Below are 15,329 nucleotides of genomic sequence, written 5' to 3' on the forward strand. Positions count from 1 at the left end.
AATGGAAAAAAGAAAAAAACCGACACTTGAGCGAGCAACCTGGCCGACGCGCCACGCCATGGTTATGCACGGGCTGGCGATGAACCTGCCCTGGCTGGCTTTCGTCAACATCAGCTTCGCCGTGATGATTCTGCTGCGCCATGTTCTGCTTAACGCCAGCGATCCCCTTTATCCCCACTTGCCGCATATGATGAAAATGGTCGACGCTTCGATGCTCGGCATTATTATCCTCTCGGCTGCACTGATCCTTATGGGCTGGCGGCGCATCGCCGGTATCAGCGTAGTGCTGTGTATCTGTAGCGCTATCTGGTCAATATCATGCTTCTGGTTTATCACCGATTTACTGCTGCCCCACGTCTGGCCGCTGTGCGTTATTTTATTACTCGCTGGGTTAACGGCCCTATACTTTTACCCTGTGGGGTTGCTCGCCTTCGTGCTCCCGCTCTGGATAACCCTGCCGATTGCAAGCTGGGTACTGAATAATGGCCTTAATCTTCACTTCGTTATCATCTGGAGCGTCTTTTCGCTGATCCTGATCTGCGGGCGCTTCATCCTCTTAAGCTGGTTTGACGAGGCCTGGCGACGTAACCAGCAAAACCAGCTGCTGATCTCACGACTGGATGCGCTGGCGCATCAGGATCCGTTAACCACAACCGCCAACCGCCGGAAGATGGAAGTGGTGCTGGAGAACGCGGTTGAGCAGAAGAAACCGTTCTCGCTGATTATGCTGGATATTGACTATTTCAAGCGCTACAACGACACCTACGGTCACCAGGCGGGTGACGACTGTCTGACGCGCGTGGCGCGGGTATTGAAGCAGTCAGTGCGAACGCCCGACGATGTGGTGTCACGCTACGGCGGCGAGGAGTTTGTGGTGATCCTGTTTAACTGCCCGGAAAATATCGCGGAAAAAGTTGCGGTACGCATTCAGGACGGCCTGCGCGCGGAGTCGATACCGCACAGCGCGTCATCCGTCAGCGATCGTGTCACCGTGAGCATGGGGATTGCGGGTATGGTCGAGGGGCTTGCGGGTACCGAGATTATTGCCCGCGCCGATGCGGCGCTGTACCGGGCGAAAGAGGCCGGGCGGGATCGGTGGTCGCTTTGAATAACGCCGGGTGGCGGCTACGCCTTACCCGGCTTGTTTTTTAATACCGCACGCAAACCGACTTGGTTTCGCACCAGCCGTCCAGCCAGTCCGGGCCAAAATCACGTCCTGTACCGGACTGCTTCATCCCGCCGAACGGCAGGTTGGCGTCAATCAGCGTATGGCTGTTCACCCAGACGGTGCCCGCCTGCAGCCGGTCGGTGTACTCCAGCGCCTTGCTGATATTCTGCGTCCAGACGCTGGCCGTCAGGCCATATTCGGTGTCGTTCGCCAGCTGGAGCGCCTCTTCCCCGTCGGCGACGCGTACCAGGTTGACCACCGGACCAAACACCTCTTCTCGGGTTAACCGCAGCGCGGCATCCGGGTTCACCACCAGCGTAGGCGACACGTAATAGCCTTTGCCCTCCGGGCCGCGGTTACCGACGATCAGCTCCGCATTGCGGGACGTCGCTTCGTCGAGGAAGGTCTGCACCTTATCGCAGTGGGCGCGCGACACCAGCGGGTTGATAAACGCCTCCGGCGACATGCCCGGCCCGACGCTCAGGGATTTAACCGCCTGTTCGAACCCACTCACCAGCGTGTCAAACAGCGGCGCTTCAATGTAGATGCGCGAGCTCGCCGCGCACACCTGCCCCTGGTTCAGGAAGCTGCCGGTCATTAATCCTTCTATCACCCACGCGGGGTCCGCATCCTTCAGCACGATGGCCGGGTTTTTCCCGCCCAGCTCCAGGGTCACTCCGGTTAGCGTGTCCGCCGCCGCACGGGCAATCTGCTTACCCGTCGCCGTTGAGCCGGTGAAGCTCACCTTCGCAATATGCGGGTGCGAGGTCAGCGCTGCGCCACACACCGCGCCGCTGCCGGTTACTACGTTGAACACCCCGTCCGGGATGCCCGCTTCGCTGGCCAGCTCCGCCACGCGCAGCAGGGTTAGCGGCGTGGTTTCAGACGGCTTAATGACGATAGAGCAGCCCGCGGCCAGCGCTGGCATCACTTTCCACATCCCGATCATCAGCGGGAAGTTCCAGGGCACAATCCCGGCCACCACACCAACCGGCTCCTTACGCGTCCACGCCTGGTAGCGCGCACCCTGCGGCAGCGGGATGGAAAGATCGAGGGTTTTGCCCGCAATTTTGGTGGTCAGCCCGGCGGTATAGCGCATCCAGTTAAGGGTGCAGCCCACTTCAAAAGCCCGGGAGATGTTAATTGATTTGCCCTGCTCCAGCGTTTCAAGCTGGGCCAGCTCCTCGCCGTGCTGTTCGACCAGATCGGCGAAATGGAGCAGGATCCGCTCGCGCTCCGCCGGTAATTTTCCGGCCCAGGTGCGGGCCACAAAGGCGCGCCAGCCGGACATAACGGCCCGGTCAACGTCATCGACGCTGGCATCGGCGGTCGAGGCAATTACCTCGCCCGTGGCCGGGTTGTAGACGTTCAGCCGCTTTTCGCTGTCCGACGCGGCCTGACGCCCTTCAATCCACAGGCCGTGGTGTCGGTCTAAAAACTGCTGCACGGCAGGCAGAACAGCCACCTGTGATTCAGACATAGGATACTCCTTCGTTATTCTTCGCAGGGTGTTCATCCAGTCTATGTGGGGTTTTGCATTCTCGCTTTTGTCTCTGTGACATTCGCTTTGCCACCTGTGACAGGTGCCGCAAATCGCGATAATCGCCGCTTATATCGCTGTTACCGGTGAGTGTTCTTTCCTATAGTCAGCCTCATAGCTCTGACAAAATGCAACACAAATGCAACAATGCGAAAACGTTGACGGTGCAGCGAGAGAAACGATGGCGTGTGCAAGCGAGCAGGAACAGTATCAGCAGTGGCTGGCGCAAATTAACCAGGTTTGCGGGCGTTTTAACGCGCAGCCCACCGAGGGAAAGTTCTACGGCGAGCTGGAGACCAGCTATGCGCGCAGCCTGAAGCTCAGTACCGTCACCGCCGGCGGCGTCAACCTGTTCCGCTCCCGACGGGAGATCGCACAGAGTAATGATGCCTGGTTCTACACCGTGTTCCAGCTTGAAGGCAGCGCGCAAATTGAGCAGGACGAGCGTCGCGCGGTGCTCAAAACCGGGGATATCACGCTGATTGACGCCTCTCGTCCCTGCTCGATCAACTGGCAGGAAAAGTCCCGCCAGATTTCGCTGCTGGTTCCCCGTCAGATTATCGAGCAGCAGTGCCGCTTTCAGGAGATAAGCTGCGCGCTCGCCCTTTCCCGCACCTTACCCACGGTCCAGCTGAGCCATCGCCTGCTGATGGAGAGTATGAACAACCGCGACCTGAGTGACCGGGAGAGTGAAGCGGCGCTTGAGGCGATGGTCTGCCTGCTGCGCCCCGCGTTCCAGCAGCGCGACGTGATTCAGCCGCGCAAGGAGCGCCAGTTTCAGCACGTTGTGGCGCTGATTGATGACCATATTCAGTCTGAATCGCTGCGTCCGGAATGGATTGCCGCCGAGAGCGGAATGTCCGTACGCAGCCTCTACCGCATGTTTGCCGAGAAGGGGCTGGTGGTAGCGCAGTACATTAAAAACCGTCGTCTGGATCTCTGCGCGCAGGAATTGCAGTCAACCGGTGACGATGAAAAGCTGGCGGGCATTGGCTACAGCTGGGGATTCACCGACCATAGCCACTTTTCAACGGCCTTTAAGCAGCGTTTTGGCGTCTCGCCGGGTGAATACCGCAAGCGCTACCGCTAGCTATTTTTTCAGCCACTTACCGTTAATGCCCTTCACGTACTCGCCCGGCTGCGCGCGGGCCACCAGCTTTTGCCCCGCCATTTTCGCCACTTCATCAACCGGCAAATTATTGCTGTCGGCCAGCTTCTGATAGCTCTCCGTGCGCGCCGCGTTAATGCGATTCACCAGCTCCAGCGTCTCGGCATCCTGTTGGATCGGAGCAAGATAGCCGCTCAGGGTTTCCCCCACGCGCCCCTGCGCGCGGGCATCGTTTAAGGTCAGCGCAGCCGCCTGCACGTTTATACTCAGGGCCAATAAAATTAACGCTAATCGTTTCATGTCATCCTCAGAACAGATCGCTGCGCGATTTCAGCAGGGCTTCAACGTCTTTATCGACCTTGATGTGGATCTCGTGTTCGATTTTGACATTCATATTGATGGTAATCGGCTCCTTTGGCGCAGCGACTTCAATGCGCGGCGTACAGCCGGTCAGTAGCGCGGCAACGGTGAGCGCACCAGCCATCTTTTTCATTGTTGTTCCTCACTTTCCTTGCCAGTCGAACTGCGGAGACCGGGAATCGCCGCGTGTTGCTCAAACCAGGTTTGCAGGTTGTCGCCAAAACGCAGGCTGCGCCACAGGGTAAAGACATTCTCGTCATGGGTGTAGTTCAGATTGACGGAGCTGCTTTTGCCGTCCACGCGGCTGGTCCCCTTGATGGTCGCCTGCATGGTTAATTCACCCAGGTTATCTAAATTGATTCTCGTCCACGACTGCGAAATTTCCATGTAGCGGAGCCAGTTAATCGCTGCGCCCGCGACCATATTATCCTTCACGATGGCGTCTGCCGTATCTTTGTCGATGCGCAGCGTCATTGGCCCCGGGTTGGTCAGCCAGCCATCTTTAATGATCCATTTTTCATTGTCCAGCCAGAACGGCAGCGCCCCGCTCACCGGGCCCGACAGGGTAAACTGCTTCGGGTTGACGGCGCTGATCAGCTCGCTTGAGGAGATATTGTCCACGCGCAGCAGGGCCGGATCGTGCTGCGGCATCCGCAGCTGCTGCATGGTGATCTTCCCGCCGAGCGTTTCTACCTTAACGTTGGTGAGCAGCAGCGGGTTGTCCTCCGTCCAGGGGTAATTCCCCTGCAGGTCCGCGGTAATGTTGCGCGCGGTCACCAGGTTTTCCACTTCGCCAATGCGCAACGTGACCGGGCCGCGCGTGCCCAGGGACCAGGTCCCCTCGCTGAAGCGGAACGGCAGCACAAAATCGACGCCGTTGATCTGGTTGTCCGGCATCCAGGCGCTGCCGGATTTCAGCACGCCGTGTCCGCCCGCCTGAAAGCCCTGATCGGGGGCCGCCGAGAAGGCAACCTGCGCATAGAGTTCACCGTCACGCAGCGTCATTTTCCAGTCCGGCGGAACCAGCGGCTGGAAGACGGTGAGCGACTGTTTCGGCCACCAGGCCTGCCCGCGAAGGCGCACGCCATCCCAGCGTCCGTTCACCTGTACCGGGCCGATGTTGTCCGCATGGAGGTCGCCCTTAAACTGAAAAACAGTCGGGTCGGTACCGTCGACGCTGAAGGTCAGGACCGAGGGCGGCAATACGCTGCCGCCGGAGAACCGGGTTTGCCCGGCATTCAGCGACAGCGCGCCGCTGAATGCGGGTTTTTCGGCATCGCGCAGCCAGCGTACAGGCCGATCCAGCACAAGCCGCGGCTTGCTGACCTCCATGGTGCCGTACTGGAGCTTGTCAAAACCGGTGGAGAGCGCCGTCAGCTCAATAAGGTTGTCTCGCCACTCGCCTTTCCCGGCGACATCCCAGCGGGCATGCATCGGCGTAAAGCCGCCTTTTCCCCAGTAGCGCCACTGCCACAGGCCGTTATCAGGCAAAAAGTCGTTGGCCTGACCGTCCAGGTGGAGTTCAAAACCGCCCATCTCGTTTTCATGGGCACGCAGAATAGCCTGCAGACGCCCGTCCACGCCCTTCCGGGTGAGCTTCACGCCCGCCAGCGGCCAGCGGATTTCATCGATATCGAGTGAGTCAATAATGCGCCCGCGCGAGCGGAGCAGCGCGCCGGGCTCAAAAGCAAGCTGCGGTTCATACAGGCTGCCGGTCAGTGTGGCGGGCAATTTGGCGTAAAGAATGAGATCGTTTTGCTTCGCCTCGCCGCTCAGATGCAGCGGCATGTTGCTGTTTTCCATGCTGAGCCTGCCGGGCCCAATGTTCAGTACCGCGTTACCTTTACCCGCATCGCCTTGCGTCAACACGTTCAGTCGTCCGGTCAGGGTGGCTTTCTCCAGCCCCTGCTGCCAGTTGTCGGCGCGAAGGGACACCCGCCCGCTCAGCGGCATACCCGAAAGATCCCAGTTCCAGCGCCCGTCGCTGATGTTCAGCTGTTCCGCCGTGATCTGCCACGGCAGGTCGAGAAGCGGATCGGGGTTATCCCTTGCGATCACCACCAGCTGTCCCTGATTGTCTTCCCAGTCGAGATCGGCATCGACCAGAGACGTTAACTGTGGCACGTTAAAGGTCGCGACCGCATGGCCTTTCACCGGCACGCCGTCCGGCACCAGCGGCAAAGTGAACTCGCCCACCAGCTTAATCGGCTGCGCCTGGTCAGGGAGCTGAACATCGAACTGGCTGACCGAGAGCGTCTGGCCGCGAAGCGTGCCTTTAATGCTGACCTGTTCGCCTCGGTAAACGATCTCCTGGATGGAGGGCGTCAGTGACGCATTAAGCTCTCCCTGCCACTGCTGCCAGGGCGAGAGCGTCAGACGGTGAATGGTGAGCCAGGTATTGGGCAACACAGCCTGCCACTGGGCCAGCGTTTTGGGGGCGACCGTTGAGGGTGCAGACTGGGGAATTTTGCTCAAGCAGACGGTGTTAAGATCCAGCGCGCCGATATCCAGTTTCCAGCGGCTCGGATGTGACAGCGTCACGTTATCGATGCGGGCAATTTCGCAGTCTTCCACCAGATAGCGAAGATCGGGGATCACCAGCGCGTGGCGAGTCAGTTTTGGGCTTTCTTCGAAAGCAATGCGCGTCCCGACGGGGAGCCAGATCCCGGCGAGCGTCGGCACCCACTGGGCGAGCGTCATCAGCAGCGTCAGCGGCACCAAAATCAACAGCAGTAAAACCGCAATGGCGGCTTTGTATTTACCCTTCATGGGCAGTTAATGTCCTGATTTTTCGAAAGAATTAAGCCGGCAATGCCGAATATTGTCGCATGTTTGGCGGTTGAGTTGAAGTTAACCACAAGATAAAGGATAGATGCTGTAAAGAGTATGAGAAAACTTTTTGCAATGCGTAACCTAAAGAACACATTTTAGATTCAGTGGGTTACGCATTATCTCAGACGTAAAAACGGGAAAACACTGCGTAACTAATACCTGTTCCTGGGCATTGCCAATAGGTAGAGCATGGCGAATATCAACGACCCCCAATACACTGAATCGTACCGCCATGGATCAAAATCGATATGTAAAAAACCGCGAACAAACTCATAGCCGTTGGCAAAAACATTAATCTGGATGACTGCAATCGCTATCACAAACAGCGTATAGGCAATGAACAATGGATATTTACGGAGCCTATTGACCTTGAGTTTTCCAATCAACAGTAAGAAGAAAACCGCAATAGATGCTATAAAATAGTACAAAACAGGCAACATCGGCGCAGATAAGGATAACTCCACTTGTTGCGACATGCATCATTCTCCCTCTTTTCAGAAACTCATCCGGTTCCTAATATCGTCCCATCACATCCGGAAGGATTGCAGTTTTCATACCCTATTGCCATTCTTTCAAGTAATACCGATATGCGTTTTTCGCACCCGTTACCCACTCCGTTTTGCCCAACCTGATTTGAACCGAGTCGCGCCGAAGATTTCTCGTACTAAGAATATCATGGAGTTAGGGTGTATATATGCTCTAGAATAATTGATAGAACTTATTGAATTCAATAATATTTTATAAATTGTAAGATAATTTTAATCATGCTAACGTGAATGCAAAATCACTGGAGAAAGTCTTATGAAACTCGCGGTATATAGCACAAAGCAGTACGACAAAAAGTATCTGCAACATGTTAACGAAGCTTACGGGTTTGAGCTTGAATTTTTCGACTTTCTGCTGTCCGAAAAAACCGCCAAAACGGCGCACGGCTGTGAAGGCGTCTGCATTTTTGTTAACGATGACGGCAGTCGTCCGGTGCTGGAAGAGTTGAAAAAGCAGGGAGTGAAGTATATCGCCCTGCGCTGCGCCGGCTTCAACAACGTGGATCTCGACGCGGCAAAAGAGCTGGGTCTGAAGGTGGTTCGCGTCCCGGCGTACTCCCCGGAAGCGGTAGCAGAACATGCGATTGGCATGATGATGTCGCTCAACCGTCGTATTCACCGCGCTTATCAGCGTACGCGTGACGCCAACTTCTCGCTCGAAGGGCTGACCGGCTTTACCATGTACGGCAAAACAGCGGGCGTGATCGGCACCGGTAAAATTGGCGTGGCTGCCCTGCGCATTCTGAAAGGGTTCGGCATGCGTCTGCTGGCATTCGATCCGTACCCGAGCGCCGCAGCGCTGGATCTGGGCGTGGAGTACGTCGACCTGCCGACGCTGTTCTCGCAGTCCGACGTGATCTCCCTGCACTGCCCGCTGACGCCGGAAAACTACCACCTGCTTAACCAGGCGGCGTTTGACCAGATGAAAGACGGCGTGATGATCATCAACACCAGCCGCGGCGGTCTGGTTGACTCTCAGGCTGCTATCGAAGCGCTGAAAACCCAGAAAATTGGCGCGCTGGGGATGGACGTGTATGAGAACGAGCGCGATCTGTTCTTTGAAGACAAGTCCAACGATGTGATCCAGGACGACGTGTTCCGCCGTCTGTCTGCCTGCCATAACGTCCTGTTTACCGGCCACCAGGCGTTTCTGACTGCCGAAGCGCTGATCAGCATTTCAGAAACCACTCTGGGGAATCTTCAGCAGTTAGAAAAGGGTGAACCGTGCCCTAACGAACTGGCTTAAATGCTACGCCGGGTGGGGCTAAGCTTCATCCGGCGCGTTTGTTTCCCAGCTTCGGTGAGCAACGCGCCACCAGAGTAGGACGGCGGCCAGCGCAATCGCGCTCAGGACACTGAATGCCGTCGCAAACGAGTAATGACCGGCGATCGTGCCGGTTAACGCCGGGCTCATGGCTGCCCCCACTCCCTGCATCAGCATCACCACACTCTGCCCGGCATTAACGTGCCCGCTTCCGCGCAGCAGCACCACAATAAACGACGGTACGACGACACCCAGGATCCCGGCGGCGAGACCGTCGAGAATTTGTACTGGGATCATCATTAACGGCGCGTCGGTCGATGCCGCCAGCGCCGCGCGAACCGGCATAACCAACAGCGCCAGCATAATCAAGCGCCAGTAGCCGTAGCGTTCTATTCGGCCTGCAACCCAGATGGCAACGGGGATCATCACCGCCTGCGAGATGATGACGGTGCCTGCCGCGTACAGGCCAGGATTGATCGAGGCGGGTGCCGCGGCCACCCTCATGCTCAGCATCGGCAGCAGTGCGGCATTCGCCAGGTGGAACAGCAGTAGCGTCAGTCCGGTCACAAACAGCGCCCGGTTTTTAATCAGCACCGCGAAGCCGGGGACAGGAACGCTACCTGAGGATGAAAGCCCTCGCGCCGCATCGTTATCAATGTCCCCGTTGCGGATGGCAAGCAGTGCGCAGAGCGTCAGCAGCGTCGTGCAGGTCATCAGCAGGAAAATCCCCCCGACGCCCCAGTACCAGGCAATGCCGCCTGCTATCACTGCGGTGACAAAATTGCCGCCGTGATTAAACGCCTCATTTTTGCCCATCTGCGCGCTGAACCCGCGCTGGCCGGTCAGGCCCAGCGTAATCCCGGCGACGAGCGGCCCGACAAACGCCGCGCAGATGCCGGTGACCATTTGTGAGACGGCAACAACGCTGGTCTGCTGGCTAAACCAGAGCAGCAGCGTGCTCAGGGTGATCAAAGTGCAGAGCAGCGCCAGTACGGCGCGTTTGTTCCGCGAAGTGTCAGTAATTACCCCCGCCGGGAGCGTAGCCAGCAATCCCGCCAGCCCACCGGCAGTCATCAGGATGCCGATATCATCGGGGCTCCAGTGGCGTTCTGTCAGAAAGATACCGAGAAAAGGACCAAGGCCATCACGGACATCCGCAATGAAAAAACTTGTCAGGCATAACGCCCGCAGCGAACGAAGAGACATACTTCCTGCCTGTAAATTATCCGGCTCGCGTTTCGCGATGACCCGCGTCCAGACGCTCGTACAATAAAGTTTAAAATGTAGCGTAGCGCTGCTTATTGAAAATCAGATGACGGCCCAAAAGACCGGATTAACCAGGGAGGCTACGCGTCACACCAGCCTCCAACGAGCTGTAGCAAAATGTGAATAGCCGCCGGGAACATCAACAGGAAGAGTAAAACTGTCACCACAGCAATCGCCATCAGAAACTCCTTTTAAATTTTCGTTTTACGAAATCGTAGTCAGTATTTTTAAATTGTCACTGACGCTCGGCTATTTTCTTCATTATTCACGGGGACGCCCCTTTTTATTAGCGCCCCCGTTGCTGGTTTGATTAAAATTCTCGTTTAAAACGCCGGAGCTTTACCTTTTGATTATGCTTTTGCTGCTCAAATAGCAAAGTTTTCTGTCATCTGCTTCAGTGCCCTGGACTGCTCGGTCAGCGCCTGCGATGCCGCTGCGGACTGCTCAACGAGCGCCGCATTACCCTGCGTCACGCCATCCATCTGGGTGACAGCAGCGCTGATTTGCATGATGCCCTGCATTTGCTCAACCGAGGCCATTGAAAGACTGTCCATAGTTTCAGCAAGCGTAGCCACGTTGCTCGCAGCCCGCAAAATCGTCTCTGCCGTTCTGGATGCCACCGACACACCGTTATCGACATCCTCAACGGCATGCTCAATCAGCGCCCCAATTTCTTTGGACGCCGTTGCGCTGCGCTGAGCGAGATTTCTGACTTCCGTCGCCACCACGGCGAAGCCACGACCATGCTCACCGGCACGTGCAGCCTCGACCGCCGCATTCAGCGCCAGAATATTAGTCTGGAAAGCAATCCCTTCTATAACGCTGGTGATTTCCTTTATCTTCAGGGCGTTAGCCGAGATATTCTGCATCGTTTCACTCATTTCGCCCACGGCAGACTCACCTTCACGTGCCAGTGCTTCCGTCTTTCTTGCTGACGTTGCCGTATGCTCCGCGACCTCGGTATTGTTCCGAACGGTCATCGTCAGCTGTTCCATGCTGGCGGCAGTCTGCTGCAACGCCGCCGCCTGCTCCTCGGTACGAGACGATAACTCCATATTGCCCTGCTCGATCTCACCGGCAGCCAGATCCACCGACGTCGCGGCCTCTTTGATTTCAGTGACAAGGGTTTTCAACTGGGTCTGCATGTTGTCCAGAGCCGCAAGCAGCGTGCCGGTTTCATCCATCCGGGTAATACGTATGGTTGAGGTGAGATCGCCAGCGGCAATGGTGTTCGCCGTATTCACGGCCTGCTTTAGCGGTCGGAGAATACTGCGCGACAGCAAAATGCCCGTCAGCAGCGCGGTGACAACCGCCGCAATCATTCCCAGGATTATCATCATGCGCGTACGGAAGCGTTCTTCAGCCAGTCGGGTTTGACGTTCAGCCATAATGCGGTACTCGTCGTTCAGCGCTTGCTGAATAACACCCCGCATGGCGTCCATTTGCTCTTTTCCGGTATTACGCTCCAGGCTACTGATGAACGCATCCATATCTTCCCCCCCGCGGGATACGCTCTCTCTTCGCTGGATTAACGGCAGCGCAAATGATCTTTTCCATTCTTCTTCAAGCCTGGAGAGGGTGGTTAATTTTTGCTGCTGCGACGGGTTATCACGCGTAAGCCCTGCAATTTCGTCAGCTTTGCTTTTAAACCTCTCATCACCCTGCGTGAAGGGTTGAAGAACGTCCTGATTGCCGGTGAGCGCAAAACCGCGAATGCCGGTTTCCATGTTGATCAGGTTTTCGGTTACGGAGCGAAGGTTATCGACCACTTTATAGCTATGAACGTTGAGCTTGCTGACGGCCGTCACTCTGTCAAAGCTCAAATAGAGCAGCCCGCAGACGACGGACATTAAAACCACAATTGCGCCAAATGCTATGGTAAGCCGGGTGCCGATGTTGAGATTTTTAAACATGACTCTTCCTTAATAATTAGCATAGGTTCATCTTCTGGAGATGAATTTTAATAACGGCTTATTTTTTGTGGTTAATGGATATGGGTTTCCACCACGACCACACCCATGCTAATCGGCAGAGAAAATTAATACTTTAGGCTGAGATAAAAATATAATAATCATCTTTTTGCGATGATTCTTATATGCAATAAACGGCCATGTACCAATCAGCATAAATAATTAAATAAACTTGCGAGCATTATAAAATTGAGATTGGTAAAAGCGCCTAAATTTAAGCACATTTAATATAAATATATTTCAAACTATTAATAAATGTAAATTTCAGTTCTTTTTTTGACCATTTTCGGACTTTCAGACCTATAAAAAAACCGGGCGCGGGGCCCGGTTATCTTCTTAGCTAAAAGTGACTTTATGCGCTCAACCCGCGATTCTCCAGCATCGGTTCAATCTTCGGATCGTGTCCGCGCCAGTTTCGATAAAGTTCGGCTAAATCAGCGCTGTTGCCGCGAGACAAAATCGCCTCACGGAATTTCTGTCCGTTTTCACGCGTCAATCCACCCTGTTCGACAAACCACTGATAGCCATCGTCCGCCAGCATTTGCGTCCACAGGTAGGCGTAGTACCCCGCCGCGTAGCCGCCGCCGAAGATATGGGCAAAGTAGCTGCTGCGATAGCGCGGCGGTACAGCGGGCAGATCCAGCCCCTCTTTTTTCAACGCCGCGGCTTCGAATTCTTCAACGCTCGACACGGCTTCGCTGATGCCGTGCCAGTTCATGTCCAGCAGCGCCGCACTCAGCAGCTCCGTCATGTCATAACCCTTGTTGAAATGGGTCGCGTTGAGCATGCTTTCCCGCAGCGCGTCCGGCATGGGGTCACCGGTTTCGTAATGACGGGCATAGTGGCTAAACACCTGAGGATGGCTGGCCCAGTGCTCATTGATTTGCGACGGGAATTCAACGAAATCACGCGGCGTATTGGTACCGGATAGCGTGGCGAAGCGCTGGCTGGCAAACAGACCGTGCAGGGTATGGCCAAACTCGTGGAACAGGGTTATCACGTCATCCCAGGAGAGAAGCGCGACGCCGCCGTTACCCGGCTTTTGGTAGTTGCAGACGTTGTAGATCACCGGGCGGGCAGCAAGCTCGTAGGATTGCTCGATGAAATTGCCCATCCAGGCCCCGCCCTGCTTGGAATCGCGGGCGAAGAAGTCGCCGTAAAACAGCGCCATGCCCTCACCGGTGTGGTCAAAAATTTCCCATACGCGGACGTCAGGGTGATAAACCGGAATGTCGAAACGCTCCACAAAACGAATGCCAAACAGCTGGCTGGCCGCCCAGAATACACCGTCCTGTAAAACGGTATTGAGCGCAAAATAGGGTCGAATCTGCGATTCATCGAGGGCGTATTTCGCCTGACGCACGCGCTCGGCATTAAAGGCCCAGTCCCAGGCCTGCACGGTGAAGCCACCCTGCTCGTCGTCGATGACCTTCTGAATATCGGCCTGCTCGCGTTCCGCGCGGGCGCGGGCGGCAGGCACAATGCCGCGCATAAATTCCAGCGCGGCGGCCGGGGTTTTCGCCATCTGGTCGGCAATGCTCCAGCTGGCGTAATCCTCAAAGCCGAGCAGACGGGCCTGGCGCGCCCGCAGCGCCGTAAGGCGCAGGATCAGCGTGCGGGTGTCGTTTTCATCCCCTTTCTGGGTGCGCGTCCAGCCGGCGTTGAACAGGTTTTCGCGCGTCTGCCGATTGCGCAGCGCGGCTAGCGCAGGCTGCTGTGTCGTATTCAGGAGCGGGATCAGCCAGCGGTCGTTAAGCCCTTTTTCCGCGGCGGCCTGCGCCGCAGCAGCAATCTCTTCGGCGCTAAGGCCTTCAAGCTGGTGCGCGTAATCCACCACCAGCCCGCCCGCGTTGTTTGCGGCCAGCAGGCGCTGGTTAAACTGGCTGGTCAGGGACGCGGCCTCGGTATTCAACGCCTTCAGCTCGGCTTTTTCCGCTTCATTCAGGCGCGCGCCGGCCAGAATAAAGTGCTGGTACGTCTCCTCGACCAGCCGACGGGATTCGGCATCCAGCGCGGCGCGGTCCTGCCAGACGCTCTCGACGCGGGCGAAAAGAGTGTCGTTCAGCCAGATGTCGTTCGCCAGCGCGGCAAGTTCGGTGGAGAGCTGCTCCTCCAGTTCCTGCAGGTACGCATTAGTGTGCGCGGAGGTCATGGCGAAGAAAACGCTGCTGACGCGCGCGAGCATGACGCCGCTTTTCTCCAGCGCCAGCACGGTGTTAGTGAAGTCTGGCGCAGCGGTGTGAGAGACTATCGCCTCTATGTCCGCCCGCTTCTGGCGAAGCGCTTCATCGAAGGCCGGACGATAATGCTCGTCTTTGATGGTATCAAAATGGGGAGCCTGGTAAGGCAGCAGGCTGATGTCAAAAAAGGGGTTGGTGGCCGTCATCTTTCACTCCTCCGAACGGATATCTTCCCAGAGTAGGCCAGGCCGCCATCGCCTGCAACGCCGTCATACAAATGTTGCCTTAACGCACCCTCTGCGGGCGTGCTATGTTAGTACCACACAAAAAGCGTTGAGGAACAGTGAGATGATTATTTTAGTTACCGGGGCAACGGCAGGTTTTGGTGAAAGCATCACGCGTCGCTTCGTCGCCAACGGGCATAAGGTGATTGCAACGGGTCGTCGTCAGGAGCGCCTTCAGGAGCTGAAGGACGATTTAGGTGACAGTATCCTGACCGCGCAGCTGGACGTGCGTAACCGTGCGGCCATTGAAGAGATGATTGCCAGCCTGCCGGCAGAGTGGCGCGCCATCGACGTGCTGGTCAACAACGCCGGTCTGGCGCTGGGCATGGAGCCTGCCCACAAAGCCAGCGTTGAAGACTGGGAAAACATGATCGACACCAACAACAAAGGGCTGGTGTACATGACCCGCGCGGTGCTGCCGGGCATGGTCGAGCGCAACCGCGGCCACATTATCAACATCGGTTCTACCGCCGGGAGTTGGCCTTACGCGGGCGGTAATGTCTACGGCGCGACCAAAGCGTTTGTGCGCCAGTTCAGCCTGAACCTGCGCACCGATCTGCACGGCACCGCCATTCGCGTCACCGATATCGAGCCGGGGCTGGTAGGCGGCACCGAATTCTCCAACGTGCGCTTCAAGGGCGATGACGCGAAAGCGGATAAAACCTACGAAAACGCCAACGCCCTGACGCCGGAAGACGTCACCGAAACGGTCTGGTGGGTCGCAACGCTGCCAAAACACGTCAACATCAATACCGTGGAAATGATGCCGGTCAGCCAGAGTTTTGCCGGACTTAGCGTCCATCGTGGCTAAA

General features: G+C 56.5%; 12 protein-coding genes. 4 read left to right on the plus strand and 8 right to left on the minus strand.

The features are described 5' to 3' along the window. Nucleotide 1 precedes the first annotated feature (1 nt). Nucleotides 2-1,108 carry a GGDEF domain-containing protein gene (locus IM299_RS02065; RefSeq protein ID WP_059355670.1) on the plus strand — a complete coding sequence of 369 codons (1,107 nt, stop codon included), beginning with the start codon at nucleotides 2-4 and terminating at the stop codon, nucleotides 1,106-1,108. A gap of 40 nt (nucleotides 1,109-1,148) precedes the next feature. On the opposite strand, the gene IM299_RS02070 is transcribed toward IM299_RS02065, so the two are convergent. Continuing rightward, the gene (locus IM299_RS02070; protein ID WP_193356957.1) at nucleotides 1,149-2,648 is read right to left on the minus strand and encodes an aldehyde dehydrogenase family protein; all 1,500 of its coding nucleotides are present in this window, start codon (nucleotides 2,646-2,648) and stop codon (nucleotides 1,149-1,151) included. 241 nt (nucleotides 2,649-2,889) lie between these two features. On the opposite strand from IM299_RS02070, the gene feaR reads away from it, so the two are divergent. Then, nucleotides 2,890-3,798 (plus strand): transcriptional regulator FeaR, encoded by a 909-nt coding sequence (gene feaR, locus IM299_RS02075; RefSeq protein WP_193357060.1) that lies wholly within the window; start codon nucleotides 2,890-2,892, stop codon nucleotides 3,796-3,798. Here the strand turns inward: feaR and IM299_RS02080 are convergent, their stop codons facing one another. The 4 genes from IM299_RS02080 to IM299_RS02095 all read right to left on the minus strand — a co-directional run bounded on the left by IM299_RS02080 (nucleotide 3,799) and on the right by IM299_RS02095 (nucleotide 7,484). Continuing rightward, entirely contained in the window at nucleotides 3,799-4,116 is a 318-nt protein-coding gene (locus IM299_RS02080; protein ID WP_028013020.1) for a YdbL family protein, read from the minus strand. Nucleotides 4,117-4,123: 7 nt separating this feature from the next. Further along, nucleotides 4,124-4,309 (minus strand): YnbE family lipoprotein, encoded by a 186-nt coding sequence (locus tag IM299_RS02085; protein ID WP_028013019.1) that lies wholly within the window; start codon nucleotides 4,307-4,309, stop codon nucleotides 4,124-4,126. Beyond that, nucleotides 4,306-6,945 carry a YdbH family protein gene (locus IM299_RS02090; protein WP_193356958.1) on the minus strand — a complete coding sequence of 880 codons (2,640 nt, stop codon included), beginning with the start codon at nucleotides 6,943-6,945 and terminating at the stop codon, nucleotides 4,306-4,308. The genes IM299_RS02085 and IM299_RS02090 overlap by 4 nt, the downstream gene beginning before the upstream one ends. Before the next feature lie 215 nt (nucleotides 6,946-7,160). Then, the gene (locus tag IM299_RS02095; protein WP_059355673.1) at nucleotides 7,161-7,484 is read right to left on the minus strand and encodes a hypothetical protein; all 324 of its coding nucleotides are present in this window, start codon (nucleotides 7,482-7,484) and stop codon (nucleotides 7,161-7,163) included. Nucleotides 7,485-7,809: 325 nt separating this feature from the next. On the opposite strand from IM299_RS02095, the gene IM299_RS02100 reads away from it, so the two are divergent. Beyond that, nucleotides 7,810-8,799, plus strand: a complete 990-nt coding sequence (locus tag IM299_RS02100) for a 2-hydroxyacid dehydrogenase (RefSeq protein WP_028013015.1) — start codon at nucleotides 7,810-7,812, stop codon at nucleotides 8,797-8,799. A gap of 18 nt (nucleotides 8,800-8,817) precedes the next feature. On the opposite strand, the gene IM299_RS02105 is transcribed toward IM299_RS02100, so the two are convergent. From IM299_RS02105 to dcp, 3 genes are all read right to left on the minus strand, one after another. After that, nucleotides 8,818-10,023: an MFS transporter gene (locus IM299_RS02105; protein WP_062935607.1), complete on the minus strand. Its 1,206-nt coding sequence runs from the start codon at nucleotides 10,021-10,023 to the stop codon at nucleotides 8,818-8,820. 425 nt (nucleotides 10,024-10,448) lie between these two features. Continuing rightward, nucleotides 10,449-11,996 (minus strand): methyl-accepting chemotaxis protein, encoded by a 1,548-nt coding sequence (locus tag IM299_RS02110; RefSeq protein ID WP_193356959.1) that lies wholly within the window; start codon nucleotides 11,994-11,996, stop codon nucleotides 10,449-10,451. Between the two features lie 409 nt (nucleotides 11,997-12,405). Continuing rightward, entirely contained in the window at nucleotides 12,406-14,439 is a 2,034-nt protein-coding gene (gene dcp, locus IM299_RS02115; RefSeq protein WP_193356960.1) for a peptidyl-dipeptidase Dcp, read from the minus strand. 142 nt (nucleotides 14,440-14,581) lie between these two features. Here dcp and ydfG point away from each other — a divergent pair, with 142 nt between their 5' ends. Beyond that, on the plus strand, nucleotides 14,582-15,328 hold the full coding sequence (gene ydfG / locus IM299_RS02120; protein WP_028013011.1) for a bifunctional NADP-dependent 3-hydroxy acid dehydrogenase/3-hydroxypropionate dehydrogenase YdfG: 747 nt from the start codon (nucleotides 14,582-14,584) through the stop codon (nucleotides 15,326-15,328). Nucleotide 15,329: the final 1 nt, after the last annotated feature.

This window comes from Enterobacter cloacae complex sp. P47BA (assembly GCF_014930485.1).
GTDB classification, from domain to species: domain Bacteria; phylum Pseudomonadota; class Gammaproteobacteria; order Enterobacterales; family Enterobacteriaceae; genus Enterobacter; species Enterobacter bugandensis.

Coding starts and splice junctions, on each gene's coding strand:
- IM299_RS02065 (WP_059355670.1), top strand. CDS start 2: ATGGAAAAAAGAAAAAAACCGACACTTGAGCGAGCAACCTGGCCGACG.
- IM299_RS02100 (WP_028013015.1), top strand. CDS start 7,810: ATGAAACTCGCGGTATATAGCACAAAGCAGTACGACAAAAAGTATCTG.
- ydfG (WP_028013011.1), top strand. CDS start 14,582: ATGATTATTTTAGTTACCGGGGCAACGGCAGGTTTTGGTGAAAGCATC.
- IM299_RS02090 (WP_193356958.1), bottom strand. CDS start 6,945: ATGAAGGGTAAATACAAAGCCGCCATTGCGGTTTTACTGCTGTTGATT.
- feaR (WP_193357060.1), top strand. CDS start 2,890: ATGGCGTGTGCAAGCGAGCAGGAACAGTATCAGCAGTGGCTGGCGCAA.
- IM299_RS02085 (WP_028013019.1), bottom strand. CDS start 4,309: ATGAAAAAGATGGCTGGTGCGCTCACCGTTGCCGCGCTACTGACCGGC.
- IM299_RS02095 (WP_059355673.1), bottom strand. CDS start 7,484: ATGTCGCAACAAGTGGAGTTATCCTTATCTGCGCCGATGTTGCCTGTT.
- IM299_RS02080 (WP_028013020.1), bottom strand. CDS start 4,116: ATGAAACGATTAGCGTTAATTTTATTGGCCCTGAGTATAAACGTGCAG.
- IM299_RS02110 (WP_193356959.1), bottom strand. CDS start 11,996: ATGTTTAAAAATCTCAACATCGGCACCCGGCTTACCATAGCATTTGGC.
- IM299_RS02105 (WP_062935607.1), bottom strand. CDS start 10,023: ATGTCTCTTCGTTCGCTGCGGGCGTTATGCCTGACAAGTTTTTTCATT.
- IM299_RS02070 (WP_193356957.1), bottom strand. CDS start 2,648: ATGTCTGAATCACAGGTGGCTGTTCTGCCTGCCGTGCAGCAGTTTTTA.
- dcp (WP_193356960.1), bottom strand. CDS start 14,439: ATGACGGCCACCAACCCCTTTTTTGACATCAGCCTGCTGCCTTACCAG.